At 70.7% G+C, this 25,875-nt stretch carries 24 protein-coding genes and 3 tRNA genes; 5 read left to right on the forward strand and 22 right to left on the reverse strand.

Annotation, left to right across the window (positions count from 1 at the left end; all coding sequences use genetic code 11):
* Positions 1-344: 344 nt before the first annotated feature.
* The 9 genes from AC5RUW_RS12255 to AC5RUW_RS12295 all read right to left on the reverse strand — a co-directional run bounded on the left by AC5RUW_RS12255 (position 345) and on the right by AC5RUW_RS12295 (position 6,319).
* Positions 345-1,436 carry a UDP-N-acetylmuramate dehydrogenase gene (locus AC5RUW_RS12255; RefSeq protein ID WP_494160948.1) on the reverse strand — a complete coding sequence of 364 codons (1,092 nt, stop codon included), beginning with the start codon at positions 1,434-1,436 and terminating at the stop codon, positions 345-347.
* Positions 1,433-1,873 (reverse strand): MaoC family dehydratase, encoded by a 441-nt coding sequence (locus tag AC5RUW_RS12260; protein WP_494160949.1) that lies wholly within the window; start codon positions 1,871-1,873, stop codon positions 1,433-1,435. The genes AC5RUW_RS12255 and AC5RUW_RS12260 overlap by 4 nt, the downstream gene beginning before the upstream one ends.
* Before the next feature lie 3 nt (positions 1,874-1,876).
* Positions 1,877-2,326 carry an FAS1-like dehydratase domain-containing protein gene (locus tag AC5RUW_RS12265; protein ID WP_494160950.1) on the reverse strand — a complete coding sequence of 150 codons (450 nt, stop codon included), beginning with the start codon at positions 2,324-2,326 and terminating at the stop codon, positions 1,877-1,879.
* Positions 2,323-2,580: a hypothetical protein gene (locus tag AC5RUW_RS12270; protein WP_494005663.1), complete on the reverse strand. Its 258-nt coding sequence runs from the start codon at positions 2,578-2,580 to the stop codon at positions 2,323-2,325. Before AC5RUW_RS12270 ends, AC5RUW_RS12265 begins: the two co-directional genes overlap by 4 nt.
* Positions 2,581-2,613: 33 nt before the next feature.
* Positions 2,614-3,663, reverse strand: coding sequence for a DUF2797 domain-containing protein (locus tag AC5RUW_RS12275; protein WP_494160951.1), 1,050 nt, complete (start codon positions 3,661-3,663; stop codon positions 2,614-2,616).
* 100 nt (positions 3,664-3,763) lie between these two features.
* The gene (locus tag AC5RUW_RS12280) at positions 3,764-4,330 is read right to left on the reverse strand and encodes a type 1 glutamine amidotransferase domain-containing protein (RefSeq protein WP_494160952.1); all 567 of its coding nucleotides are present in this window, start codon (positions 4,328-4,330) and stop codon (positions 3,764-3,766) included.
* 159 nt (positions 4,331-4,489) lie between these two features.
* Positions 4,490-5,863, reverse strand: coding sequence for a MinD/ParA family ATP-binding protein (locus AC5RUW_RS12285; protein WP_494160953.1), 1,374 nt, complete (start codon positions 5,861-5,863; stop codon positions 4,490-4,492).
* Positions 5,864-6,101: 238 nt separating this feature from the next.
* Positions 6,102-6,175: transfer RNA gene (locus AC5RUW_RS12290), tRNA-Met, on the reverse strand.
* A gap of 72 nt (positions 6,176-6,247) precedes the next feature.
* A tRNA-Thr gene (locus AC5RUW_RS12295) sits at positions 6,248-6,319 on the reverse strand.
* A 242-nt stretch (positions 6,320-6,561) separates the two neighbouring features.
* On the opposite strand from AC5RUW_RS12295, the gene AC5RUW_RS12300 reads away from it, so the two are divergent.
* The gene (locus AC5RUW_RS12300; protein ID WP_494160954.1) at positions 6,562-7,923 is read left to right on the forward strand and encodes a protein kinase domain-containing protein; all 1,362 of its coding nucleotides are present in this window, start codon (positions 6,562-6,564) and stop codon (positions 7,921-7,923) included.
* Positions 7,924-8,050: 127 nt separating this feature from the next.
* Here the strand turns inward: AC5RUW_RS12300 and AC5RUW_RS12305 are convergent, their stop codons facing one another.
* From AC5RUW_RS12305 to AC5RUW_RS12315, 3 genes are all read right to left on the reverse strand, one after another.
* Entirely contained in the window at positions 8,051-9,967 is a 1,917-nt protein-coding gene (locus AC5RUW_RS12305) for a DEAD/DEAH box helicase (protein ID WP_494160955.1), read from the reverse strand.
* A gap of 323 nt (positions 9,968-10,290) precedes the next feature.
* A complete protein-coding gene (locus AC5RUW_RS12310) occupies positions 10,291-10,989 on the reverse strand; it encodes an MOSC domain-containing protein (RefSeq protein WP_494160956.1) in 699 nt (232 codons plus the stop codon).
* Between the two features lie 39 nt (positions 10,990-11,028).
* Positions 11,029-12,339 carry a glycosyltransferase 87 family protein gene (locus AC5RUW_RS12315; RefSeq protein WP_494160957.1) on the reverse strand — a complete coding sequence of 437 codons (1,311 nt, stop codon included), beginning with the start codon at positions 12,337-12,339 and terminating at the stop codon, positions 11,029-11,031.
* Positions 12,340-12,460: 121 nt separating this feature from the next.
* Between AC5RUW_RS12315 and AC5RUW_RS12320 the strand changes: the two genes are divergently transcribed.
* On the forward strand, positions 12,461-12,877 hold the full coding sequence (locus AC5RUW_RS12320; RefSeq protein WP_494160958.1) for a hypothetical protein: 417 nt from the start codon (positions 12,461-12,463) through the stop codon (positions 12,875-12,877).
* A 94-nt stretch (positions 12,878-12,971) separates the two neighbouring features.
* On the opposite strand, the gene AC5RUW_RS12325 is transcribed toward AC5RUW_RS12320, so the two are convergent.
* A complete protein-coding gene (locus AC5RUW_RS12325; RefSeq protein WP_494160959.1) occupies positions 12,972-14,129 on the reverse strand; it encodes a cystathionine gamma-synthase in 1,158 nt (385 codons plus the stop codon).
* A gap of 60 nt (positions 14,130-14,189) precedes the next feature.
* Positions 14,190-15,566 (reverse strand): cystathionine beta-synthase, encoded by a 1,377-nt coding sequence (locus tag AC5RUW_RS12330; RefSeq protein ID WP_494160960.1) that lies wholly within the window; start codon positions 15,564-15,566, stop codon positions 14,190-14,192.
* Positions 15,567-15,711: 145 nt separating this feature from the next.
* Between AC5RUW_RS12330 and AC5RUW_RS12335 the strand changes: the two genes are divergently transcribed.
* Complete coding sequence (locus AC5RUW_RS12335; RefSeq protein ID WP_494160961.1) at positions 15,712-16,716, forward strand: DNA-3-methyladenine glycosylase family protein; 1,005 nt, start codon at positions 15,712-15,714, stop codon at positions 16,714-16,716.
* Positions 16,717-16,737: 21 nt separating this feature from the next.
* Here AC5RUW_RS12335 and amt read toward each other — a convergent pair whose 3' ends face one another.
* From amt to AC5RUW_RS12360, 5 genes are all read right to left on the reverse strand, one after another.
* Positions 16,738-18,477, reverse strand: coding sequence for an ammonium transporter (amt, locus tag AC5RUW_RS12340; protein WP_494160962.1), 1,740 nt, complete (start codon positions 18,475-18,477; stop codon positions 16,738-16,740).
* Between the two features lie 385 nt (positions 18,478-18,862).
* On the reverse strand, positions 18,863-20,089 hold the full coding sequence (gene fdhA / locus AC5RUW_RS12345; RefSeq protein WP_494005676.1) for a formaldehyde dehydrogenase, glutathione-independent: 1,227 nt from the start codon (positions 20,087-20,089) through the stop codon (positions 18,863-18,865).
* Between the two features lie 222 nt (positions 20,090-20,311).
* Positions 20,312-20,710, reverse strand: a complete 399-nt coding sequence (gene trxA / locus AC5RUW_RS12350; protein ID WP_494005677.1) for a thioredoxin — start codon at positions 20,708-20,710, stop codon at positions 20,312-20,314.
* Between the two features lie 136 nt (positions 20,711-20,846).
* Positions 20,847-20,928, reverse strand: a tRNA-Tyr gene (locus AC5RUW_RS12355).
* 88 nt (positions 20,929-21,016) lie between these two features.
* A complete protein-coding gene (locus AC5RUW_RS12360; RefSeq protein WP_494160963.1) occupies positions 21,017-21,280 on the reverse strand; it encodes a hypothetical protein in 264 nt (87 codons plus the stop codon).
* A gap of 137 nt (positions 21,281-21,417) precedes the next feature.
* On the opposite strand from AC5RUW_RS12360, the gene AC5RUW_RS12365 reads away from it, so the two are divergent.
* Positions 21,418-21,909 carry a YajQ family cyclic di-GMP-binding protein gene (locus AC5RUW_RS12365; RefSeq protein WP_494160964.1) on the forward strand — a complete coding sequence of 164 codons (492 nt, stop codon included), beginning with the start codon at positions 21,418-21,420 and terminating at the stop codon, positions 21,907-21,909.
* Positions 21,910-22,032: 123 nt separating this feature from the next.
* Here the strand turns inward: AC5RUW_RS12365 and AC5RUW_RS12370 are convergent, their stop codons facing one another.
* The 3 genes from AC5RUW_RS12370 to AC5RUW_RS12380 all read right to left on the reverse strand — a co-directional run bounded on the left by AC5RUW_RS12370 (position 22,033) and on the right by AC5RUW_RS12380 (position 24,951).
* Complete coding sequence (locus tag AC5RUW_RS12370; protein ID WP_494160965.1) at positions 22,033-22,692, reverse strand: histidine phosphatase family protein; 660 nt, start codon at positions 22,690-22,692, stop codon at positions 22,033-22,035.
* A 9-nt stretch (positions 22,693-22,701) separates the two neighbouring features.
* A complete protein-coding gene (gene htpX / locus AC5RUW_RS12375) occupies positions 22,702-23,574 on the reverse strand; it encodes a zinc metalloprotease HtpX (protein WP_494160966.1) in 873 nt (290 codons plus the stop codon).
* A 105-nt stretch (positions 23,575-23,679) separates the two neighbouring features.
* Entirely contained in the window at positions 23,680-24,951 is a 1,272-nt protein-coding gene (locus AC5RUW_RS12380; RefSeq protein WP_494160967.1) for an MFS transporter, read from the reverse strand.
* A gap of 162 nt (positions 24,952-25,113) precedes the next feature.
* On the opposite strand from AC5RUW_RS12380, the gene AC5RUW_RS12385 reads away from it, so the two are divergent.
* On the forward strand, positions 25,114-25,857 hold the full coding sequence (locus AC5RUW_RS12385; protein WP_494160968.1) for an MBL fold metallo-hydrolase: 744 nt from the start codon (positions 25,114-25,116) through the stop codon (positions 25,855-25,857).
* Positions 25,858-25,875: the final 18 nt, after the last annotated feature.

Consider the following 25,875-nt stretch of genomic DNA (forward strand, 5'->3'; position numbering starts at 1 on the left):
CGCCGGCACCTGCTGAACGCGTACCGGGGGACGATGTGAAGGCAATGATTCTGCTGCTCGCCGCAGGCCTGCTGGCATTGGCAGGAACCTCAGCTTGGCTGGTTGCCAGCCCTGAAGGAAGCCGGCTGCTGCCTGCGCTGCTGTCCGGACTGATTGTCTTTGCAGGAGCCGTCGCTTCCGGGTGGCTCAGCCGCCGACGCCGGTCAGCCGCCCCTCGGCACGGCGGCCGCGCCCGCTGATCATCCCAGGCAGGACCTGGCCATCCCCGGCCCGGACCGCTGCCAACCATCCGCCCTCGGGCGGGCGTCGGACCGCAGTGCAACCCGCGCCGGGGACCGCGTAGGTCAGCTGCGCCCAGGCAGCGAGCAGCCGATGAGCAGCGGTTCGGGGCGCAGCCGGATCCCGAAGGCGTCCTCCACGCCGTCGGCCACGGCTCCGGCCACGGCCAGCAGGTCCCGGGCCGTGGCGGTGCCCCGGTTGGTCACGGCGAGGGTGTGCCGGGTGGACAGGGACGCGCGGCCGCCGGCCAGCTGCTCCCCTTCCGTGCCGGGCAGGCCGAAGCCCTTCCCGAACCCGGCCCGGTCGATCAGCCAGGCGGCGCTGAGCTTGACCTGCCCGTCGGCGGCGGGCCAGCGCGGCGCCTCCGCAGGCAGGGCGGCCGCCGCCGCGGCGTCGACGATGGGGTTGGTGAAGAACGAGCCGGTGCTCCAGGTGTCAGGGTCCCGGGCGTCCAGCACCATGCCCTTTCCGGCCCGGAGTTCGAGCACCGCCTCACGGATGTCGTCGGCCGGAGCCGGTTGCCCCGGCTCCACTCCCAGCACGCGGGCCAGTTCGGCGTAACGCACCGCCGCTCCCAGCGGCCCGCGGTGCAGCTGGAAATCGACGCTGAGCACCACATACCGTGGGGTCCCGTCGGTGGTGGTCCGCTTGAGCAGCGAGGTGCGGTACCCGAACTCGAGGTCGGCGTTGGAGAACACGTGGATCTGACGCTCCGCCCGGTCCCACACGCGCACCTCGGTGATGCTCTGGGAGACGTCGGCGCCGTAGGCTCCCACGTTCTGCACGGGGGTGGCGCCGGCCAGTCCGGGAATGCCGGACAGCGCCTCAAGCCCGGCCCAGCCCTCGGACAGGGTGGAGGCGACCAGTGCGTCCCAGGGTTCGCCTGCCTGGGCGTGTAGGACTACGGTGCCGTCACGCTTTTCGCGCAGCTCCCGGCCGCGGGTGGCAATGTGGACGACGGCGCCGTCGAAACCTTCGTCGGAGATGACCAGGTTGGAGCCGCCGCCGATCACCAGCAGCGGTTCGCCAGCCTCGTCGGCGGCACGGACCGCGACGATCAGCTCCTCCTCCGTCTCGGCCTCGAACCAGCGGCGGGCAGGGCCGCCCACCCGTGAGGTGGTCAGTCCGGACAGCTTCAGGGACGTACCGGTGCTCACGGGAGGCGGACCAGGGCCTGCGACTTCATCAGGACCTTCTGGCCCTCGAAGGTGACGGTGAGGTCGATGCGGGCGGTGCCGGCGTCGGCGTCGAGCGCTCCCACCGTCCCGCCGACTTCGATCTGCGCGCCGGGCGCGGACGGATCCGAGGGCGTGTCGGCCACGACCACCGGGCGGGTGAAGCGTGTCTGGTAGTCGACGACGGCGCCCGGGTCCTGCGCCCAGTCGGTGACCAGCTGGACGGCGGCGCCCATGGTGAACATGCCGTGCGCGATCACGCCGGGCAGCTCCACGGAGCGGGCGAAGCCCTCATGCCAGTGAATGGGGTTGAAGTCGCCGGATGCGCCGGCGTAGCGGACGAGGTCGGCGCGGGAGACGGAGATCGTCCGGCTGCCGATGCTGTCGCCGACGGCCAGGGTGTCGAGTGCGGGTGCCATGGCTTACTGCCCCTCTCCGCGGACGAGGATGGATGAGACGGTGGTGGCAACACGCTGCCCGGCGGCGTCGGACAGCTCCGCGCGGGTGGTGATCAGGGCGCCGGCGCCCATGGCGCGGACGCCGTCGACGTGCAGTTCGGCGAAGATGTCGTCGCCGGCGACGATCGGCCGATGGTGCGTGAACCGCTGGTCGGCGTGCACCACCCGGCTGAAGTCGATGCCCGCCTCCGGGTCCCGGACCAGTTCGGCGTCGGCCTGCTGGGCGATCAACACCGCGAACGTGGGCGGTGCCACGACGTCTGCGTAGCCGAGCTTGGCTGCCTCCGCGGGGTCGAAGTGGGCCGGGTGTGCGGCCTGCACGGCGCGGGCGAACTCGCGGATCTTCTCCCGGGAGACCTGGTACGGCCCGATGGCCGGGTAGCTGCGTCCCTGCAGCTCGGGGTTGATGCTCATGGCCGGCCCTTCTTCGGTGCGTCCTTGGTCAGCGCTCCCACCCGGCGGCGGGCGTCGCGGGCCCGGACGGCGAGGCCGCCCAGGTGCGCGGCCATGCCGAGCACGATGAACGGCAGCGCCGTGTACATCAGGGCCTGGGAGCCGGTGAACGCTCCGAGGACCACCAGCAGCACACCGGCTCCGGAGAGGATCAGCGCGGCGATCACGATTTTTCGGTACAGCGGCGAACCGGCTTCCCACGGGGTGTTGAGCATGGTTTCAGCTTACCGTGGAGCCGGCGGCGGGCTTCAAAGCCCGGGTGCCTCGAAGAGGGTCGGCTGCCGTGCCGGCAGCACGGCGGAGTAGCCGCCCAACTGCAGCCGCCTGCCCCTGAGCCGCGCCAGATCGATGAGGAATCTCTCCCCCGTCGGCGGTACGGCGGCAAGCAGCGTCGGCCCGAGCACCGCCAGCACGCGGACGCCGTGCTCCCCCGCAGCCGGGTCCAGCGGATAGACCGGAGCCGGCAGCCCGGCCAGGAACTGCGCAAAGGCGGGCGGCCGTTCCCAGCGCCGGCCCACCACAGCGAAACCGTCCACGGCGACGTCCCCGAGGACGGACCGCACCCGTTCGGCTGCCTGCGCGTTGATCCGGGCCAGCCCGTCGTCGGCCTCCGCCGGCCCGCCCTGCCCATCGGCGCCGGGCAGGTCGGCCGGGGACGGGAACGCGGCCAGGGCCGCCGCCTTCGCCGCGGAGCGCGCCGCCTGCGGCAGCCCGAGGGCGGCGCTGACCGCATCCTCCAGGACCCGGACCACCAGTCCGTCGCGGGCGCGGGCTACGTACCGTGCGTGCAGGGCCCCCTGCTCGACCAGCCGGTGATGCCGACTGGTGTCGGAAGCGGTGCCGATCTTGGTCGTGCCGTCGGCGAAGGTTGCGACGTACAGCCAGTGCGGCTGGGCGAGGTAGCGGCGCAGGCCGGCGCCCATGCGTCCGCTGCGGTGGCTGTCATGCTGTGGGCGGACCTCGTCACGGTCGGCGCACCCGGCGCAGGCGTACCCACTCTCCGCGGGACGCTGGGCGGGACAGGGATGATGGCGGCGGCTGTCGACGTCGGTCACCGACCACCAGCCCAGGCACCAGCGGGTGTCCTCCGCCAGCACCCGCCAGCCCAGCGCGCTGTCCGGCGCCAGGGGCAGCGGGGCCGGCCGGCCGTCGGGTGTGTGCAGTGCCAGCACCGGCCGGCCTGACCGCCAGGCCGGGCCGGAGCAGAGAAAACGGCGGTCGGTGCCGGTTCCGCCGAGCCCGGCAGGGGAACCCCCGCCGGCGGATCCCGGCTCGGCACCCGCTGCAGGCTCTGCCATGGTGTGTTTCCTGTTCCGGCGGCCCCGGCGCCCCGGCGGGGCGGGCAAGGAAAAGCGGGGCAGCGCTTTCCACGCTACCCCGCCTTAGTCCTGGGCCTGATCAGGCGTGCTGGGCCTCATGCTCGCCTTCGGCGATCTCCTCAAGGAGCTTGTCGTTGAAGGCCGGCAGGTCATCGGGGTTGCGGCTGGTGACGAACCCGGCGTCCACGACCACTTCCTCGTCGCTCCAGTTGGCACCGGCGTTCCTCAGGTCGGTGGCCAGCGTGTGGTAGGAGGTGAGGTCGCGGCCCTTGACCACGTCGGCGTCGATGAGCAGCCAGGGGCCGTGGCAGATGGAGGCCACCGGCTTGTGCTGTTCAAAGAAGGCCCGGGCGAAGGCCTGGGCGTCCTTGTCCACGCGGAGGTAGTCGGCGTTGACGACGCCGCCGGGCAGGACCAGGGCGTCGAAGTCGGAGGCGTCCGCGGCGGAGACCTGGAGATCCACGGTGAAGGTGTCGCCCTTCTCGGTGCCTTCGAAGCCCTGGACGGTGCCCTCCTTGGGCGAGACCAGGACGGGCTGCCCGCCGGCGTCCTTCACCGCTTCCCAGGGGCTGGTGAGTTCGACCTGCTCCACGCCGTCAGTGAGCAGGAAGGCGACCTTCTTGCCGGAAATATCATGCTTAGCCATGTTTTCCTCCGTTCCACGATGGATGCCGCCCGGTGGGGCGGCCGGGGCCGCTGCGGCCCCTTCCGCTTCCTACCCTAGGAAAAAACACCAATAGTAAGCAAGCTGATGTCTCCCTGCAGGCTGCCCTTCTTCCGCCCTGGCGAGCAGGCTGCCGGGAGGCTACAGGCCCTCTGCGACGGCCGCCGCTGCGGCAAGCCAGGCCCGGCGGGTGCGTGGATGCAGGCCGGACCATCGGATCTGCCCCTTGCGCAGCGCCGGGTCATACGGGATGGTCACTGCCGCACGTGCCAGCGGACCGAATCCGGCGGCGACGCCGTCGGCCTGCGCGGTTCCCCCGTTCCGGTCCGCCTGGCTGACGATGACCACGGACTGCTCCGCGAGCATGGCGTAGTGCCCGCCCCTGGCCTGCAGCGCCTCGAGCAGGAGCGCTCCGGCCTCGGCGTGTTCCTCCATGGTGGTCGTGGCGATGACCAGCTGATCGGTGTGGTCGATCATCCGCAGCCACCGTTCGGCGCTTTCATCGTTTCCGGAGTCGATGATGTTCAGCCGGAAGTACTTCGAGGCCACTTCGTGGAGGGCGTCGAAGTCCGCCGCAGTGATTTTCTGCTCTGAGGCCAGCACATCGGGCTTGGAGCGCAGGACGTCGAACTTGTCCTCCGTCTGATGGTGCACGAACCGGGCCAGCAGCGCGGACTGGGCCGACGGCGAGAGCAGCTCCCCGGTCTGCGGCAGCAGGTCCATGACGGTGCTATCGTGCGGGCCCTGTTCGGTGCGCCAGCCCAGGGTGCCCCGGGTTTCGTTGTTGTCCCAGGCGAGCACGGGACCGCCGCCGTTGCGGGCGAACACCGCGGCCAGCATCACGGTGGTGGGCGTCTTGTTGGCGCCGCCCTTGCCGTTGACAACGGAGATGGTACGGGGTCCGGGCCAGTGCCTGCTGACGACCGAGGTGTCGTGCCGCTCCTCCAGCTCCGCCTGCGAGGGGCCGAGCTTCAGCCCCAGCCCGGCCAGCACTCCGCGAAGGCCGCGGGCCGCGGGCGGCGTGGGGGCCTGGGTATCGAGGAAGGAGGCACGACGGCGGGCTTCCCGCCGGGTCGCCGGCAGCTCAGCGGCGGCGGTTTCGGACCACCCCTGCTGCAGATCCGTCCATTCAGCGGCCTGCCCACGGCCGGCCGGCGGTTCGGGCCGGTCAGCAGCCACCGACACCGGGGCGGCCGACGGCTCAGGCAGGTCAGCGGCACCGGGCATCGGGGCGGCCGGCGGCTGCCGAGGGGGCACCGGCGCGGTGACGGAGGGGCCGGCGGCAGGTGCGTGGCCCGCCTCTCCTCCAATGCCGTCGTAGAGGCCGAGGGCATCGGGGGTGTCTGCGAGGGCAAAGGCGGGCGCACGCCACGATTGCTCGTCGGCGGGATATTCGGGGACGGCCTGGTCTTCCCGTGGACTGAAATCCATTCCCTCCGACCCTTCCGCCTCACGTCGGCGGCGCCTGGTCAGCGGCTCGTGGGCAGCATCGGACTCGGGGCTGGTCTCGCGCATGTCTGTGTCTTTCGTTCCGGGGATTCGGCGATTGGCTGGACGCGGGGCGCACGCATGCAGATGCATGCCGCACGCCCCCTACGCTCCCCCAGGCGATTAACGACCTTCCCACACTACCGAAAAACCGCCGGCGGGGGCGGGTCGGGGTCGGCTGGAGTCATGGCTGCACTGGCTGTACCCAGCGGGTCCGGAAGCACCGGTTAACGAAAAAACCCCCGGTTTCCCGGGGGTTTGTCCGTAGCGGTGGGGAGGCTCGATCTCCCGACCTCACGATTATGAGTCGTGCGCTCTAACCAACTGAGCTACACCGCCAAGAATGAGGAAAACCCGCGCGCAAGGCCTATGCTGTTTCTGCATCCTTGGCCACGCGGGCGCTCTCTTGAGAGCCCCGACCGGGAATCGATCCCGGGACCTCCATCTTACCAAGATGGCGCTCTACCACTGAGCTATCGGGGCATCGCCCCCTACCGGGGCAACGACATAAGACTCTACCAGCAGTTTTTCCGCTGCGCGAATCGAAGCAGCCAAATCCTGCCGGATGTGACTGAACACACGATTTCTCCTTGTCAGCGGGCGTTTTTCCGGCTTCCCGACGAGACGTACGGCGTAAACTCCAGAAGAGGGGACAACAGCGTCCCCGCCGAGCCCCGGACGGGGTTCGGGGATGACGGGAGTGTGGGGCACAAATGCCAAGGCACATGGGGGCCGGCACCGTCCTGGGCGGACGATATCGGCTTGTGGGGCGCATCGGTTCGGGTTCCATGGGTGCGGTACACCGAGCGGTTGATGAGTTCCTGGACCGCGAGGTCGCCGTCAAGCTGATTGCCTCCACGGCCCGCACCGAGGAGCAGCGCCGCAGCGATGAGGCGGAGGCCAAGGTCCTGGCCCGGCTGAGCCACCACAGCCTGATTACGCTGTTCGATGCCGGAACCGATGTCTCTCCTTCAGGGACCTCCATCGTGTGGCTGGCCATGGAGCTCGTGCAGGGCCCGGATCTGAGCCGCCGGCTGTCCCAGGGGCGGCTGCCGAGCCGGCAGGTGGCGCTGCTGGGCTACGACTTGGCCATTGGACTGGACTACATGCACCGCAGCTCCATCGTGCATCGGGACATCAAACCGGCCAACATCCTGCTTTTCGACTACCGGGACGACGAGTCCCGGCTGAGGGCCAAGCTCACCGATTTCGGTGTGGCCCAGCTGGCCGGGGAACCCCATCCCCAAAAGGGCCCGTTCACCGGCACTGCAGGGTTCATGAGCCCCGAGCAGGCCCGCGGGGAAGCGGCCGGCCCGCAGAGCGACGTGTATTCGCTGGGTTTGGTGCTGCTGCAGTGCCTGACGGGCGAGCGGGCTTTTCCCGGCCCCGCGCTGGAAAGCGCCCTCTCCCGGCTGTTCCGGTCCCCCGAGATTCCCGATTGGCTCGATCCCGACTGGGCGCAGCTGCTGCGTGCAATGACCGCGCTGGACCCGTCGGATCGTACCAGCGCGCATGACGCGTCCGAGGTGTTGTCGGACATGGCGTCCGCGGGCCGCGGCCGACGGCGGGCTGAAGACCCGGCCTCCGCGGAGGAGCAGGACCGCCTGCAGGCGCTGGGCAATCTCGACGTCATTGACCGCGGTGAGGATCCCACCCTGGACAGGCTCACCTCGCTCACTGCCCGGCTGCTCAACGTGCCGGTGGCAGCGGTCTCCATGGTGGGGCGGGACAAGGTGTGGACCATTGCCGGTACCGGAGCCACCCGGGGCCCGGCTCCCCTTGAATCCTCGCTGTGCCCGGTGACCGTCAGGCAGGACGGCCCGTTCATCGTCGACGATGTGCAGAACGATCCCCGTACCTGCGACGACGAGCTGGTGCGCAGCTCCCCCGGGTTCGGCTTTTACGCCGGCGTCCCGCTCCGGGATGCCGAGGGCCGTGCCGTGGGCACCCTGTGTGTGATGGACCGGCGGGCACGCAGCCTGACCGGTGAGCAGGAGGCAACCCTGAAGGACCTGGCCGCGGTGGTGATGGACGTGCTGATGCTGCGTTCGACGGCCGAGCACGCCCGTACCGCCGGCCGGGTCTGACCCGGCGGCAGGCCGAGCCCCGACCGGCCGCATACGGGCCGGGCGCCGCATGGGGAAAGGCCCCCGCCGGACGGCGGGGGCCTTTCTCATGTCCACGTGTGGCCGGCCGGCTGGGCCCGGCCTGTGCTCAGTCCTGGTAGCGGGGCTTGCGGGCGAACTTGTTGCCGCCGCGGTCGCCGTCGAAGCGCTTGCGCTGCGGACGGTCGCTGCCGCGGTCACCGAAGGACCGCTCGCCGTCGCGCTTCTTGTAGCCGCCGCCGCGGGGCGCGCCGCCGTCACGGTCACGGACAGGACGGCGTCCCTTGTCCAGTTCCAGGTGGATCAGCTCGCCGCCGATCCGGGTACGGGACAGAGCGCGCAGCTGGTCCTGGGACAGGTCCGCGGGCAGCTCCACCAGGCTGTGGTCCGAGCGGATGTCGATGCCGCCGATCTGCGCGGCGGACAGGCCGCCCTCGTTGGCAATGGCGCCGACGATGGAGCCCGGCATGACACGGTTGCGGCGTCCGACGGCGATCCGGTAGGTCGCGTTGCCCTCGGTCAGGGTGCGGGACGGGCCGCGGGAGTTGAAGCTGTCCCGCTTGCCGTCGGCGCGGTCACGCTGGCGGGCCGGAGCCTGCGGCAGTTCCTCGAGCAGCAGCGGGCGGCCGTTCTGGGCCATCAGGGCCAGGGCTGCAGCGACTTCCTCGGCGGTGACCTCGGCGTTGTCGGCCACGTAGCTGTTGACGAGGTCGCGGAAGACGGTCAGGTCCTGCGAGGCGATGGTCTCGGTGATCCGCTCGGCGAACTTGGCCAGACGCTTGTTGTTCACCACGTCAACGGACGGCAGCGGCATGTGCTCCACCGGCTGGCGGGTGGCCTTCTCGATGGCCCGCAGCAGGTACTTCTCGCGCGGGGTCATGAACAGGATCGCGTCGCCGGTGCGGCCGGCGCGGCCGGTACGGCCGATGCGGTGCACGTAGGACTCGGTGTCGTGCGGGATGTCGTAGTTCACAACCAGGGAGATGCGCTCGACGTCGAGGCCGCGGGCGGCGACGTCGGTGGCGACCAGGATGTCGATCTTGCCGTCGCGCAGGGCCTCCACGGTCCGCTCGCGCTGGGCCTGCGGGATGTCGCCGTTGATCGCGGCGGCCTTGTAGCCGCGGGCCTTGAGCTTGTCGGCGAGGTCCTCGGTGGCCATCTTGGTGCGGACGAAGGCGATGACGCCGTCGAACTGCTCAGCTTCGAAGATGCGGGTCATCGCGTCGAGCTTGTGCGGGCCCATGACCTGCACGTAGCGCTGGCGGATGTTGGAGCCGGTGGTGACCGAGGACTTGACCGTGATCTCCGCAGGGTTCTTCAGGTACTGCTTGGCGATCTTGCGGATGGCGCCGGGCATGGTGGCCGAGAACAGGGCCACCTGCTTCTCGTCCGGGGTGGAGGAGAGGATCTGCTCCACGTCGTCGGCAAAGCCCATGCGCAACATCTCGTCGGCCTCGTCCAGGACCACGTACTGCAGGTTGGACAGGTCCAGGGAACCCTTGGCGATGTGGTCGATCACGCGGCCCGGCGTGCCGACGACGACCTGGGCGCCGCGGCGCAGGCCGGCCAGCTGCGGGCCGTAGGGGGAGCCGCCGTAGACGGGCAGGACGGTGAAGTCCTCCATGTGCTTTGCGTAGGAGGTGAAGGCTTCGGCAACCTGCAGGGCAAGCTCGCGGGTCGGGGCGAGGACCAGGACCTGGGTGTCGCGGCTGGGGCCGTTGACCTCGGCCAGTTCGGCCAGGCGGGACAGGGCCGGGACGGCGAAGGCGGCGGTCTTGCCGGTGCCGGTCTGGGCCAGGCCGACGACGTCGCGGCCTTCGAGCAGCACCGGAATGGTGGCGGCCTGGATCGGCGAGGGCTTCTCGTAGCCGACGTCGGTCAGGGCGGCCAGGACGCGGGCATCCAGGTTGAAGTCGGTGAAGCGGGGAGTGCTGTCCGCTTCCGGCTGCGCGTCGTCGACGGCGGCACCGGACTCGGCCTCGAGGGAGGCGGTTTCGGGCAGGTTTTCGTTGATGCTCTCAGGCACGGAGATTATTCCTCACGGGGATGGAACCGGGCAGCACGGTGGCTGCAGGACGCAAGTCCGGCGCTGTTCCAATCCCAGGCAGGACTTTCCGCCACAGCTGGTGGCCGAAGGCACTGGGTTGTGCGCGCAGCCGGTGTGGCGATTTCTTTGCCGGCCTTCCCCAGGAGATGAATCTGCCCGCAAAAAGGATGCGGGCCCCAACACAACGCTCCGCCGGTACTGGCGGAAAAACAGGGATACCGGAGTGGGGGATGTTTCAAGTGTACGCCATGTACGGCCGGAGCCGGTCCACCGGGCCGGTGAGCTTGGGCACAGCCGGCGACTCAGGCCCGCTTCAGGCCCGCCGGTTCAGCCGCGGGTTCCACGCCGGGCGCGGCGGCATGGCGCCGAGATGCCCGACGCAGGCTGCGCACCAGCTCCGGGGCGAGCTTCAGGCCGGCGGCCTGGGCGTCGAACAGCGCCTGGATCTGGTCTTCGTCCGGACCGCGGAAGACCTGCGCGATGCTGACGCCGTGCCCGGGCTTCGAGAGGACCTCGACGGCGTCTCCGGCGGCGACGGGCCCGGTCTTCAGCACCCGCAGATAGGCGCCGGTGCGGGCGGCGCGGGTGAACCGGGCGGTGAAACGCGGCTCTCCCATCCGATCCTGGAAGTTCCGGCAGGGGGTACGCGGGCCGGTGACCTCCAGTTCCACTGCCCCGCCGATCCGCCACCGCTCCCCCACCAGTGCGTTGGAGGCGTCAATGCCGGCCAGACGCAGATTCTCGCCGAACAGCCCAGGCGGGATCTCCCGGCCCAGTTCCGCGGCCCAGTATTCGGCGTCGGCCTGGCTGTACGCGTAGACCGCCTTCGTCTCGCCGCCGTGGTGCCGGCGGCTGACCTGGACGTCGCCGGTGAGGCCCAGGTCGTAGACCTGGACCGGGCCGTCCACCGGGCGCTTGTCGATGGCGGTCACTCCCACGGTGTCCCGGGTGGGATGCAGCTGATGGACGCGGCACACGGCCAGCACGGTTCCGGCGGTCATGGTGCCCATCCTAGACGAGGCCGCGCGGCCTGCACCGGCTTATGACCGGCTTTCCCGCACTCCCGGCTGCGCGCCTTCGACGGCGGCGCCGGGCAGGTACACGGGCCGTCGGTTCCAACGGCGTCTGCGCTGGTAGGCGCACAGCAGCCAGGCCAGCACGGACACGCCCCAGAACACCCCCAGGCTCGCCGCGATCAGCCACAGCTGCGGCTGCTGGGCGTCCAGGTCCTGCGCGCCCAGCAGCAGCGCGGTCTTCTTGGGCGACAGGTAGAAGATGACGGCGCCTGCGGCGAGCAGGGCGGCCCCGGCGCCGCGCAGGCGCCGGTGGCCGGCGGGCAGGTCCATCAGGTCGCGCAGCAGGACCGCGCCCAGCAGCGCCACCCAGACCCAGTGGTGGGACCAGGAGACCGGGGAGACAAGGAGCATCAGCAGCGCCGTCCCCGCCAGGGCCGTCATGGGCCGGCCCGCGACGTCCGCGCGGCGGATCAGGACCGCGACCGCCGCCAGGGCAGCCGCCGCCAAGACGAGCCACACGCCGGTGCCTGGAAAGTCCGGACCGGCGATGTGCGCGATGGCCCCGCGCAGGGACAGATTGTCCACGTATCCGGGGCCGCCGATCCGCTCGGTTTCGGGCAGCAGCTCACCCCAGTAGGTGCGTGACTCGCGCGGGAGCACCAGGAAACCGAGGGCGAAGGTGGCCAGGAACCCGACCGCCATGTTGCGCAGGCCCCGCCAATCACCCCGGAGCAGGTAGTAGAGGCCGAAGACAAGCGGGGTCAGTTTGATGCCGGCGGCGATGCCGGTGAGCAGCCCGGTGGGCCGGCCGGGGCGGCGGGAAAGGTTGTCCCCGAGGATCAGCATGAAGAGCAGGATGTTGATCTGGCCGAATGCGATGGTCTCCCGCCACGGGCCGAGGGCTGCCAGCAGTCCGAAGCCGAAGATTGCGGCAGGTCGCAGCCACGGATGCGCCAGCACCTGCAGCGGGCTCCGCCGCCCGGCGAGCCAGCCGGTCAGCCAGACCGCGGCGAGGAAGGTGAGGAGGTAGGAAAGGATGCGGAAGAGCAGGAAGCCGAGCGAGTCGCCGAAAGGCGCCAGGAGGGCGAAGACCAGGGCGGCGAACGGCGGATAGGTGAACATCAGCGGCGGGTTCTCGCCGTTGGGGATGGAGCGGGTGTACAGCTCGCCCCGTGCGTCGATGACGCTCTGCCCGCCCAGCAGGTAGACCCGGAAGTCCAAGCCGTCCGCGGGTGCCGCCAGGTATCCGAGCCAGACCAGGCCGGTGGCTGAGAGGGCAGCCGCCGCGGTCAGCGCAAGCATGGCCACGCCGCGGGATCCGCCGACTGCTGCCACGCGGCCCTCCTGCCTTCGCTTTGGTGCCGCCCGACGGGCCGCGACGACCAGTCTACCGGCGGCTCTCCATGCCGAGGACCCCCGGGCCCGCAAACAGCGCCGCCCGGGTAGGTTGGAGGAGATGAAAGCGCCGCGTCCTCCCCTGCCACGAACCCTCCGCCTCGCCTGCACCGGGTGGCTGCTGTCCGCTCTGCTGCTGGGCGCCGTCGGGGTCTCCTTCATCCTGTCCGCACGGACCGGCGGCGACGACGGCCCCGGGCTGATGAGCCTTGGGGTCCTCAGCCTGGTCCTGGGACTGGTGGCCGCCTGGGGAGCCCTGCAGCTGCGCCGCAGCCAGCGCAGCGGGCGGGAGACCCTGACCAGCCTCGGCGTCCTTCTCGGGGTTCCCCTGCTGTTCCGCGGCGCGTCGCTCGCCGCGCTGGGCGTGCTGCTCCTGGCCTGCGCGGCGCTGCTCTGGCTTCCGGAGAGCGTGCGCCACCTGCGGACCACCGACCCGCGCCCGCCGCGGCGCCGCGGCCGCCCCCTTCCCCCGCGCTGACGGCGGCCGGGGCAGCCCCTTAAACGGCACGGCGGCCGGCGGTTGCCCCGCCGGCCGCCGTGCCGTTCCGCGCGAAACGGGCCGGCCCGCCGGCTCAGCCCGCCTGGAGCTGCCCGAGGGCCTGGTCCAGGTCGGCGATCAGGTCCTCCACGTCTTCGATGCCCACGGAGAGCCGGATGAGGTTCTCGGGCACGGCCAGTTCGGTGCCCTTGACCGAGGCGTGGGTCATTTCGGACGGGTAATTCATCAGCGACTCGACGCCGCCCAGCGACTCGGCCAGGGTGAACACCCGGGTCGCTTCGGCCACGGTGCGCGCCGCCGCCTCCCCGCCCTTGAACGCCACGGAGACCATGCCCCCGAAGTCCTTCATCTGGGCCCTGGCCAGCTCGTGGCCGGGATGGTCCTCCAGCCCCGGGTACAGGACGGACTCGACGGCGGGGTGCTCCTTCAGCCAGCGGGCCACCGCCATCGCGTTGGCGGAGTGCCGGTCCATGCGCACGCCCAGGGTCTTCAGGCCGCGGGTGGTCAACCAGGCCTCCATCGGAGCCGAAACCGCCCCGACCGCGAACTGGATGAAGCCGATCTTCTCTGCGGCGGCGTCGTCGTTGAGGATGACCGCACCGCCGACGGCGTCGGAGTGCCCCCCGATGTACTTGGTGGTGGAGTGCACCACGATGTCCGCGCCCAGGGCCAGCGGCTGCTGCAGGTACGGCGAGGCGAAGGTGTTGTCGACGACCAGCCAGGCACCGGCGTCGTGCGCGGCCTGCGCGACGGCGGCGATGTCGGAGATCTTCATCATCGGGTTCGACGGGGTCTCCAGCCACACCATCTTGGTGTTGCCGGCCGCGATGGCGGCGGTGAGCGCCTCCATATCGGCCATGTCGACGGCGGCATTGGTGATGCCCCAGCCGGAGAGCACCCGGTCGATCAGCCGGTAGGTGCCGCCGTACGCGTCGTTGCCGAGCACGATGTGGTCCCCCGGCGCCAGCAGCGCCCGGATCAGGGCGTCCTCGGCGGCGAGGCCGGAGCTGAACGAGAAGGCGTGGGCGCCGCCCTCCAGGGCAGCCAGCTGTTCCTGCAGGGCGTCGCGGGTGGGGTTGGTGCCGCGGCCGTACTCGTATCCGTTGCGCAGTCCGCCGATGCCGTCCTGCGCGTACGTGGTGCTCTGGTACAGCGGCGGAATGACGGCGCCGGTGCTCGGGTCGGGGGCCTGGCCGGCGTGGATGGCGCGGGTGTTGAAGCCGTTGGTCATGGTGCTCCTTTCCGGGTGCTCCCGGCTGGTGCGGTTGGAAGTCTCTTCGGCGGTCCCTGCTCAGGCGCCCAGGAAGGCAAGCAGATCGCGGCGCGCCAGTATTCCCAGCGTCTCGCCGTCGCGCATCACCAGGACAGCATCGGCGTCGGCAAGGGCCTCGACGGCGGCGGCCACGGGGGCCGAGGCGCCGATCACGGGCAGGGCGGGGTCCAGGTGGAGCGCAACCGGGTCGGAGGCTGCAGCCTCGCCGCGGAACAGCTTGTCGGTGAGGCTGCGCTCAGTCACCGCCCCGCGGACTTCGCCGGTGCGGACGGGAGGCTCGGCCGCCAGCACCGGCAGTGCGGGCAGGGATTCCTTGGCCAGGCGGGCAATCGCGTCGCGGACGGTCGTCTCAGGGCTGAGCCAGGGCAGCTCCGGCGCGCCGCCGTCGCCGGCGAGCACGTCGGCCACCACGGTGCCGTCCTCTTCCCGGCCGAGGAAACCGTAGGAGCGCATCCAGCCGTCGTTGAAGATCTTGCCCATGTAGCCGCGGCCGCTGTCCGGCAGCACGATCACCATGACGTCGTCCGGGCCCAGGTCCCGCGCCGCGCGGAGGCCGGCCACCACGGCCATGCCGGAGGAGCCGCCGACGAGCAGGCCTTCCTCGCGGGCCAGACGGCGGGTCATGGCGAAGGACTCGGCGTCGTTCACGGCGATCACCTCATCCGGCACGGAGGGATCGTAGTTGTCCGGCCACATGTCCTCGCCGACGCCCTCGACGAAGTAGGGGCGTCCGGTGCCGCCGGAGTAGACCGAGCCCTCGGGATCGGCGGCGATGATCCGCACCGGACCGGAGGCGCGGTCGGCGGAGATGTCCTTGAGGTACCGACCGGTGCCGGTGATGGTGCCGCCGGTGCCGGCGCCGGCGACGAAGTGGGTGATCCGCCCGTCGGTGTCCTGCCAGATCTCCGGGCCGGTGCTCTCATAGTGGCTGGCCGGGGCGGCCGGGTTGGAGAACTGGTCGGGCTTGAAGCCGCCGGGGGTTTCCCGCACCAGCCGGTCCGAGACGCCGTAGTAGGACTCGGGGCTGTCCGGTGCGACGGCGGTGGGGGTGACGACGACGTCGGCGCCGTAGGCGCGCAGCACGTCCCGCTTCTCGACGCCCACCTTGTCGGGGGTGACAAAGATGGTCTTGTAGCCCTTCTGCTGGGCGACCAGGGCCAGCCCGACGCCGGTGTTGCCGCTGGTCGGTTCGATGACGGTGCCGCCGGGCTGCAGCCTGCCCTGCTTCTCGGCCTCCTCGATCATCTTCACGGCGATGCGGTCCTTGATGGAGCCGCCCGGGTTCAGGTACTCCAGCTTCACGAGCACGGTGGCGTCGATGCCCTCCGTGACGTGGTTGAGCTTCACCAGCGGGGTGTTGCCGATCAGGTCCAGGACGGTGTTGGCATACTTCATGGGCTCCACGTTACTGGCAGCCGCTGCCCGGGGTCAGCCTCGGCGGCATCCGGCGTAGCAATGGCCGCCGCCGGTAGCGAACGCCACACCCGGCGGAGCCCGGACGACGCGGCTTGACGGGGGTGTCCCGTGAAAGGATGAAGCCATGTCCCTGCCGGTGTCTGCGCTGCCTGCCTCGGGGACCGGTCTGTCCGCCCTCGTTGAGCTGCCGGGCCCCTACAGCCTGGGTGCTTCCCTGGCCCCGCTGGCCCACGGGCGGCGGGACCCCACCACTCTTGTGGGGGCGGGCGAAGCCTGGCTGGCGTTCGCCACCGCCGACGGCGACGCGACCCTGCGCCTGGCCGTCCTTCCATCCTCCGGCGCTGCCTCCCCGCGCACCGGGCCCGCCGCCGGGCCGGTGCTGGTCCGGGCGTCCGCCTGGGGCCCGGGAGCGGAGGCTGCCCTGGCCCGCGTGCCGCGGCTGCTGGGTGCCGACGACGACTGGTCCGGCTTCGACGACGCCGGCTTCCTCGCCACGCTGCCCCGCCTGGTCACCGAGACCCGGCGGCGGAACCCCGGGCTGCGCCTGCCGGCCTGCGGGCGGATGCTGGACACGCTGGTGCCGGTGATCCTGGAGCAGAAGGTCACCCTGATGGAGGCCTACTCCGCCTGGCGGTACCTGGTGACGAAGTTCGGCCGGCCCGCCCCGGGCCCCGGGCCGGCGCACCTGCGCGTGGCGCCCGACGCCGCCGGCTGGCGCCGCGTACCCAGCTGGGAGTGGCACCGCGCCGGCGTCGACTCCTCCCGTTCCGGGGCCGTCATGCGGGCCTGCGCCGCGGCGTCGGGCCTGGAACGGTTGGCGGAGGCTCCCGTGGGCGCCGACCTCGAGGCCCGGCTGCGTACGGTGCCGGGCATCGGCCCGTGGACCGTGGCGGAGACCGTACAGCGCACGCACGGCGCCCCGGACACCGTCTCGGTGGGCGATTTCCACCTGGCCAAGTTCGTGGGGGCGGCGCTGACCGGCCGCCGGACGGACGACGCCGGCATGCTGGCCCTGCTCGAGCCCTGGCGCGGGCACCGGCAGCGGGTGGTGCGGATGCTGATGCTCAGCGGTTTCCGGAAGCAGGCCTACGGTCCGAAGCTCGCCCCCGAGGACCACCGCCGGCGCTGAGGGCCAGTCCCACAGCGCTGCTCAGTACGGGGTGACGTCCAGGCGGTGGATGGTGTGGGGCTCAGCCCCGAAGCGCTTGAGGACAGCCACCACCGCCTCCTCGTGCTCATCGTCGACCCCGGCCTGCACCCGCAGCCGGTCATCGAAGTCCAGCGTCCGTTTCTCGGACCGGAAGAGCTCGGTGCGGATGCGGCCGGTGTAGACGGTGGTTTCCGAGAGCTCAACGGACCGCGCGCCGGCCATCAGCAGCGCGTCCCGCAGTCCGTCCACGCGGGAGGTGTTGACGACGGCGCTGATCAGGTGGTGCACGTCCAGCGCGTCGCCGTGTGCCCGGACGGAGCCGCCCCTGCCCGCCCCTCCGGCCGCACCTGCGCTGCCGTCCGTGCCCGCGGGCCGGGCGGGCTGCATCCTGCCGGTGCCGGATGCGGCGGGATGCTGCGTGCCGTCGCTGCCTCCTGCGCCGACGTCGGCGGGCGGCGCCCCGCCGTCGGCTTTCGCACCGCGGCCGCTCGTCGTCGGGCGGGCCAGGATGCCGCTGAGGGCGTAGCCGGAGGCGCCCTGCTGGACACGGTCCAGGTCGTCCTGCTCCGGGCCCGGTTCGCGCAGGCCCATGGTGCGGCTGATCAGGGCGGCGATGATCCAGCTCAGGATAAAGGAGAAAGCCACCACGGAGAGGATGGCCACCACCTGGTGCCAGAGCAGCCTCCCGCCTCCGCCGACGAACAGACCGTCCGCGCTGACCGGGTTGATGGTGCTGTCGGCAAAGAAGCCGAGGAGGAAGGAGCCGAGCACGCCGCCCACGAAGTGCACGGCGATGACGTCGAGTGCGTCGTCGTAGTGCAGCCGCCGCTTGGCCCGGACGGCGAAGCAGCACACGCACCCGGCGATCAGGCCGATGATCAGGGCCGAGCCCGTGTTGACGAACCCGGCGCAGGGCGTGATGGTGGCCAGTCCGGCGATGGCCCCCGAGGCCGCTCCCACCAGGGTGGAATGGCCGCTGGTGAACCGCTCCACCAGCAGCCAGGTCAGCATCGCGGCGGCTCCGGCAATATGGGTGTTCATCAGGGCCTGGGCGGCGACGGCGTTGGCCTGCAGCCCGTCGCCGGCGTTGAACCCGAACCACCCGAACCAGAGGATGCCGGCCCCGGCGAGCATCAGCGGCAGGTTGTTGGGCGAGGTCTTCGGATTCGGCCAGCCGCGGCGCCGCCCGACGACCAGCAGGACGGCAATCGCGGCGGCGCCCGCGGCGGCGTGCACCACCATCCCTCCGGCCCAGTCCTGGGCGCCGAGCCGGACCAGCCAGCCGTCGGGATGCCACAGCCAGCGCGCGACCTGCGGATAGACCAGGATGGACCAGGCCGCCAGGAACACGGTCCAGCCGGCGAACTTCAGCCGGCCTGCGGTGGCACCGGTGAGCAGCGCCGGGGTGATGACGGCGAACATCATCTGATACGCCACGAAGGCGAGCGCCGGAATCGTGACGCCCGCGGTGACGGTGTGGAATTCGGGAGTGTCGACGTCGACCAGGGCGAAGGCGTCGAACCGGCCGAAGACGGAGTCCCCTTCGTTGCTGAAGGCGAGGGTGTACCCGACCAGTACCCAGGTCACGGAGATGATGCCGAGCGGAATGATGTTCTGCATCATCATGGTCAGCACGTTGCGGACCGGAACCATGCCTCCGTAGAACAGGGCCAGGCCCGGAGTCATGAACAGCACCAACCCGGCGCAGATCAGCACCCAGGCGGTATCGCCGCCGTTCATCGGGGGCCTGCCCCGCCGCGGGTGCGCTGATGCCTTTGCGCGGTTCCCGCCGGACCTGGCTGCTGTCGGAACGATGTGCTTTCAGTTGCCATGGCTCCCCGCTTTCGGCTGGGCCTTGGCCGGGCGCCCGCCCGCAGGCGTCATGGTGCCTGGGACGGGCCCCAGGCGAACGCCGCGGCGGTCGGCCGGGCTGTTCGGGCCCAATGAGCGTACCGCTGGCCTCGGGGCAGGCAGAAGGGCAGCCGGGCATAACGGGCGGGGAGGCGCCAAAACGGCGGGCGGACCGGAAAGGGCGGCGGGAGCGGACGTGCTCCCGCCACCCTGACTGTGTTTGGCGGTGCTTACTGTGCCCGGCTGTGCCTGCCGTGCCGGCCTGCGGGTCAGCTCACCCCGCGGCTCCGTTGAGCATGCCGTTGGGATCGATCACGTACTTCCGGGCCACCCCGGAGTCGAACTCCCGGTAGGCCTGCGGGGCGTCGTCGAGGCTGATGGGGGTGGCACCGACGGCCTGTGCAATCTGCACCTTGTCGTTGAGGATCGCCATCATCAGCTCCCGGTTGTACTTCATCACCGGACACTGGCCGGTGGTGAAGGACAGGGACTTCGCCCATCCGGTGCCCAGGTTCAGCGAGAGCGAGCCGACCTTGGCGGCTTCATCGACTCCGCCGGGATCACCGGTGACATACAGTCCGGGGATGCCCAGGGCTCCGCCGGCGGCCGTGATGTCCATGAGGGAGTTAAGCACCGTCGCCGGGGCCTCCCGGGCGGCGTCGGCTCCGTGCCCGCGCGCCTCGAAACCGACGGCGTCGACCGCGCAGTCCACTTCCGGCACGCCCAGGATCTGCTCAATCTGCTCCCGCGGATCCCCCTGCGAGACATCCACCGTTTCGCAGCCGAAGCTGCGCGCCTGGGCGAGACGGTCCGCATTGAGGTCTCCCACGATCACGACGGCGGCGCCAAGCAGCTGGGCGCTCGCCGCGGCGGCCAGTCCCACCGGGCCGGCACCGGCAATGTAGACGGTGGAGCCGACGCGGGTACCCGCGGTGACGGCGCCGTGGTAGCCGGTCGGGAAAATGTCGGAGAGCATGGTCAGGTCCAGGATCTTCTCCATGGCCTGGTCCTTGTCCGGAAAGCGCAGCAGGTTCCAGTCCGCGTAGGGAACCAGCGCGTACTCGGCCTGCCCGCCGACCCATCCGCCCATGTCCACGTAGCCGTAGGCGCTGCCCGGGCGGTCGGGATTCACGTTCAGGCAGATGCCGGTCTTCCGCTCCTTGCAGTTGCGGCAGCGCCCGCAGGAAATGTTGAACGGCACCGAGACCAGGTCTCCCACCTTGATGAACTCGACGTCCGGGCCGGTCTCCACCACCTCACCGGTGATTTCATGCCCGAGCACCAGGTTCGGCGGTGCCGTGGTGCGGCCGCGGACCATGTGCTGGTCGGAGCCGCAGATATTGGTGGTGACCACCTTGAGGATGGCGGCGTGCGGCAGCTTCCTGCCCACGTTGTCCGGGTGCACCCCGGGCCCGTCCCGAAGCTCGAAGGCCGGATAATCGATGTCCTGCACCTCGACCACGCCCGGCTCGATGTACGCTACTCCGCGATTTGAACTCATGTGCGCTCCTGCTCCTGTCCGTGGGGTGACAGGCGGCAGAGGGTCCAAGGCGTCCCTGCCCTGCCTGCCCTGTGGCGGCGCCTGCCGGCAGGCGGCGTCGTCCGTGGTGTCGGGAACACTACTCCTTGAACGGGGCTGGAACCAGAGGCACAAAAAGAGCCGGAAGCCCTCCTTCAGGAGGGCTTCCGGCCTGGTCTTTGGGGTGCGGCTGCCGGGGCCGGACTAGGACTGCCCGGCGGCGTCGGAACCGGCCTGCGCCTCGCGCTCCTGCGCGGCCAGCTGCTCGTGGACGGCCTTCATGTCCAGTCCCTTGACGGCCTCCACCAGGCCGCTGAACTGGGTGGCGTTCAGCGCACCGGGCTGGGAGAAGACCAGGACCTGCTCGCGGAAAGCCATCAGCGTCGGGATCGAGGTGATGCCCGCGGCCGCGGCGAGGCCCTGCTGGGCCTCGGTGTCCACCTTCGCAAAGACGATGTCCTGGTACTCGTCGGAGACCTTGTCGTAGACCGGAGCGAACTGCTTGCACGGTCCGCACCAGTCCGCCCAGAAGTCAACGAACACGATGTCGTTGCCCTCGACCGTTTCGTTGAAGTTAGCCTCGGTGATGTCGATAGTTGCCATCCCTCCACGCTAGCGGTCCGTCAGCCTGCTGTCTGCCGCTGTTCGCTTTCCGGTGAAGCTCCCGCCGTGCTGGACCGCGTTGCGGGGAAAAAGGCGAAGGGCCCGGAACCAAGTGGTTCCGGGCCCTTCCGTTCGGTGGCAGATGAGGGATTCGAACCCCCGTAGGCTGTGCCAGCTGATTTACAGTCAGCCCCCTTTGGCCGCTCGGGTAATCTGCCGAACGTCTTCTGAGAAGACCTGCCGCAACAACGCGGCAAGACAACTTTACAGAACAATCCTCCAGTTTCGAAATCGGGCTCCGAAACCCTAGTGCCCGTGGGCGATCCGGGCCTGGAGCCGGGCGTAGAAATCGGCGGCCTGCTCCTCGGTGACGGTGCCCCAGGCGACGGCGTTGGCCAGGTCCCGGCGGATGCCGTCCAGCCGCTCGGCGGCGTCGGGAGCCGGGCGCACCGGGGGCATCAGAGCGCTGTGGAGGACCGGGAAGGAGCGGAGGGCGGGGGCGGGAAACGGGTGCGGGTCGACGGCGGAGCGGTCAAGGCGGTGGCGGTTCAAGGAGGTGTTCTGTCTCACGGACTCCACAGTGCCCCGCCAGGGTTAAGCGAATCCCAACAGAACCTGAACGCAGGCTGTGAAACGGACCGGGCCGTGATGGGCCGGGACCCAGCCAGTACGCTGGAGGCAGGCAAGAACGTACAGAAGGAGAAGCCATGGCAAGCGAGTCATCGTTCGACGTCGTCAGCAAGGTCGACAAGCAGGAGGTCGCCAACGCCCTCAACCAGGCCCAGAAGGAGATCGCCCAGCGGTACGACTTCAAGGGCGTCGGCGCGGAGATCGACTTCAGCGGCGAGAAGATCCTGATGAAGGCCAACTCCGAGGACCGGGTGAAGGCCGTGCTGGATGTCTTCGAGTCCAAGCTGATCAAGCGCGGAATCTCCCTGAAGTCGCTCGATGCGGGCGAGCCCTATGCCTCGGGCAAGGAGTACCGCATCGAGGCCTCCATCAAGGAGGGCATCGCCCAGGACGCGGCGAAGAAGATCAACAAGCTGATCCGCGACGAAGGGCCCAAGGGCGTCAAGTCCCAGATCCAGGGCGATGAGCTGCGGGTCAGCTCCAAGTCGCGCGACGACCTGCAGGCCGTCATGGCCCTGCTCAAGGGCTCAGACCTCGAGGTCGACCTGCAGTTCGTGAACCTGCGCTGATCCCGCGGGCCGCGACGGCCCGGCAACGGATGCGCGACGGCGGTGCCTCCCCTTCCCGGGAGGCACCGCCGTCGTCGTTCGACCGGTCGTCTGCAGCTGTCGGAAGCGTCCCGCCCGGACCGGCTACGAGGCCAGGCCCTCGGCGGCGGGGCCGTCCTCCCCGTCGTCCTGAAGCGCCCGGCCGCCGACGGCCTCGCCCATCCAGGTCAGCAGCTCCCACCCGGAACCGCCGTGCTCCAGGACCACGATGCCGGTGTTGCTCAGCGGATTCGCGGTGATGAAGTCCGGTGCCACGTTCCCTGCCCGGGCGGTGGACCAGGCGCGGATGATGGCTCCGTGGCTGAAGACCACCGGCGAGCGCAGGCCGGCCCGCAGCATCCGGTCGACGGCCTCATCGAAGCGGCCCAGGGTCTCGGCGCCGTCGGGACCCGCCGGCATCCGCGCTGCCAGATCGCCGCTGACCCAGGCGTACACCGTCTCCAGGTAGGCCCGGATAGCCGCATCGTCGCCGCGCATCTCCAGCGAGCCGGCGCTGATCTCCCGCAGCCCGGGGTCGACCTCCACGGACAGGTCCCGTTCCCGGGCGAGCGGCGCCGCGGTGTGCTGGGTGCGCACCAGATTGGACGCGAAGAGGCCGTCCACGGGCTCTTCACCGAGCGCCGCGGGCACGGCCCGGGCCTGCTCCCTGCCAAGGTCGGTCAGGCCGGGACCCGGCGCACCGGTGTCCAGCAGCCGGCGGACATTCGAGGGCGTCTGCCCGTGACGGACCAGGATAAGGCGCACGCCGTGCTCCTAGTAGCCCAGCGGACGGCCGGCCATCCGCTCGAGGCGGCGGACCCGGTCATCCATGGGCGGGTGGGTGGAGAGCAGGCCCCGGACGCCGGCCCGAAACGGGTTCGCGATCATCAGGTGCGAGACATTGGCCAGGCGCTGGTCCTCCTTGGGCAGGGGCGCCCGCTGGGTGCCGGTTTCGAGCTTGCGCAGCGCGGAGGCCAGGGCCAGCGGATCGTCGGTCAGCTTCGCGCCGTCCTCGTCGGCGTCGTACTCACGGGTGCGGCTGATGCCCATCTGGATCAGCGACGCCGCCAGCGGGGCCAGCAGCGCCATGGCGATCGTGGCCAGCGGATTCGCGTTCCGCCGGTCGCCGCCGCCGAAGAAGAGCAGGAACTGGCCCAGCGAGGTGATGACGCCGGCGATGGCCGCCGCCACGGAGCTGGTGAGGATGTCCCGGTTGTAGACGTGCATCAATTCATGGCCCAGCACGCCGCGGAGCTCGCGCTCATTGAGCAGGGCGAGGATGCCCTGCGTGCAGCAGACCGCCGCGTGCTGCGGGTTCCGTCCCGTCGCGAAGGCGTTGGGAGCCATGGTCGGCGAAACGTACAGGCGGGGCATGGGCTGCCCGGCCTTGGCGGAGAGTTCGCGCACAATCCGGTACATTTCCGGCGCTTGGGCCTCGGTGACCGGCACGGCGTGCATGGCGCGGATGGCCAGCTTGTCGCTGTTCCAGTAGCTGTAGGCGGTGGTGGCCAGGCCGATCAGCAGGAAGATCCAGATGAAGGCGGAGTTGCCGGTGCCGCTCGAGAGCAGCCCGCCGATGATGAGCAGGACGGCGAAGAGCACGCCGAACAGCGCCGCGGTCTTCAGGCCGTTGAAATGACGGTGCACGTAGCCACGTTTCCTTCCATGCGGCACCCCTGTCGGCGCCGCGTCTGAACTGGGGGGTGGATTGGTCCACCATGTACAACGCTTTGTACCGTCCCCCTGTTCCGGTCAGGGCAGCGGATGCCTGGCGTCATAAGCCGCGAAGCCGGGCTGCAGGCGCAGGAGCAGCAGCAGGACGCCGATGCAGGCCAGGCCTCCGGCGACGGCCGCCCCGCCTTCCCCCAGCACCGTCGCGCCGAACCCGGCCACCAGGTCCCCGAGCCGCGGCCCGCCCGCGACGACCACGACGAACACCCCCTGCAGCCGTCCGCGCATGTGGTCCGGGGTGGCCGACTGCAGGATGGTGGTGCGGAAGACCGCGCTGATGGAGTCCGCCGCTCCGCCGGCCGCCATGCAGGCGGCGGCGGCCCAGAGCCACCCGGGATGCGCCGGGCCGTCCTGCGCCCCGGCCAGGACGACGACAGCGCCGAACGCGGCCACGGTCATGCCCCAGGCGGTGATCGACCAGGCGACCGCAACCCCCTGCCGCCTGACCGCTCCGAGAGGCCCGGAGAACAGTCCGGCGAGGACGGAACCCACGGCGGCGGCGGCCAGCAGCAGGCCGACGGTTTCCGCACCGCCGCCGAGCACCACCGCCCCGACGGCGGGCAGCAGCGCACGGGGGTTGGCCAGAACCATGGCGGCCAGATCCACCAGGAAGGTCATGCGGACGTTGGGCCTGGTGCCCAGGAAGCGCAGGCCCTCCAGGACCGACCGCAGACCCGCCCGGTTCACTTCTCCCTCCGGCGGCAGGGCGCGCAGCCGGTACAGCGCGTTCATTGCGGCGGTGAAGGTGAGCACGTCGATCGTGTAGGTCCAGCCGTATCCGACGGACCCGACCAGCACGCCGGCGGCCAGCGGGCCGACGGCCGCGGCCAGGCCGAAGGTGATCATGTTCAGGGCGTTTGCCGCCGGCAGCAGTTCGGGTCGGACCAGGTGCGGGATGATCGCGCTGCGTGCCGGGTGGTTGATGCCGCCGGCGGCCGCATGGACCGCCACCAGCGCGTAGAGCAGCCAGACGTTGCCCAGCCCCAGCCAGGCCTGCGCGGCGATGCCGATCGTGGTTCCCCAAAGCACCAGCGCCGAAACGAGCGCGACCTTGCGCCGGTCGTAGGCATCCACCACGGACCCGCCGTACAGACCGGCCAGCACCAGCGGCGCCAGCCCGACGAACCCGAGCAGGCCGACATAGAGGCTGGAGCCGGTGAGCGCGAAGACCTCCAGGCTCACGGCGGTCAGGGTCAGCTGGGTGCCGACGGCGGACAGCGCGGTGCCGAGCCAGAGGCGGCGGTATTCCGGGCTCTCCCGGACGGGGGTCAGGTCGGCTAGCAGTCGGGGCACCAGAGCAGTCTAGGGCCGGCACGCGCCGCCGCCGGGGAATGTGTCCGCGCCGGGCTGCGCTGATGCCGGGCGCGGCAGGCAGCGGCGGCCGGGTTCCCGCCCGGATTGCCAGCATGCTTACGATAGGGGCAGAACCGCCCGCCCAACAGAGCAGGAGGCACCATGTTCCAGCGCAGCGTTGCCGACGGAGTCCACCGGATTGAGCACGCATACGTCAACAGCTACCTCGTCGAGGACGACGGCGGCGTGATGGTGGTGGACGCCGGCCTGCCGGGCATGTGGCCGCATCTGGTGCGCGCGCTGACGAGGCTGGGCTATTCCCCCGGCTCCGTCCGCGCCCTGGTCCTGACCCACGCGCATTTCGACCATGTGGGTACGGCGGCGAAACTGCGCCGGGAGTACCGCACCCCCATCCTCGTCCACGACGCGGACCGCCGCCTGGCCGCGCACCCCTACCGCTATCTGCACGAGAATGCTCGCCTGCGCTATCCCGTCCAGCATCCGGGCGCACTGCGGACGCTCGGCGCCATGACGCTGGCCGGAGCCCTGACGGTGCGCGGCGTGACCGACGTCCATTCACTGGACGCGCCGGCGGCGGCGGCGCTGCCCGGTGCTCCGGAGCTGCTGCATACCCCGGGCCACACCGCGGGCCACGTGGCGCTGCACTTCCCGGACCGGGGAGTGCTCATCACCGGCGACGCCCTGGTGACGCTGGACCCGTACACGGGACGGCACGGTCCGCAGATCGTGTCGGGCGCCGCCACGGCGGACAGCACCGAAGCCCTCGCCTCGCTGGAACGGCTCGCCGCTACCGGCGCACCCACCCTGCTGACCGGGCACGGCGAGCCGTATCTGGACGGCGCCGCGTCCGCCGTCGAGCAGGCACTGGCCAGGGGCGCGTCCTAAGCGCGCCGGGTGTCCGGC

The organism is Arthrobacter sp. Y3222053 (assembly GCF_059092805.1).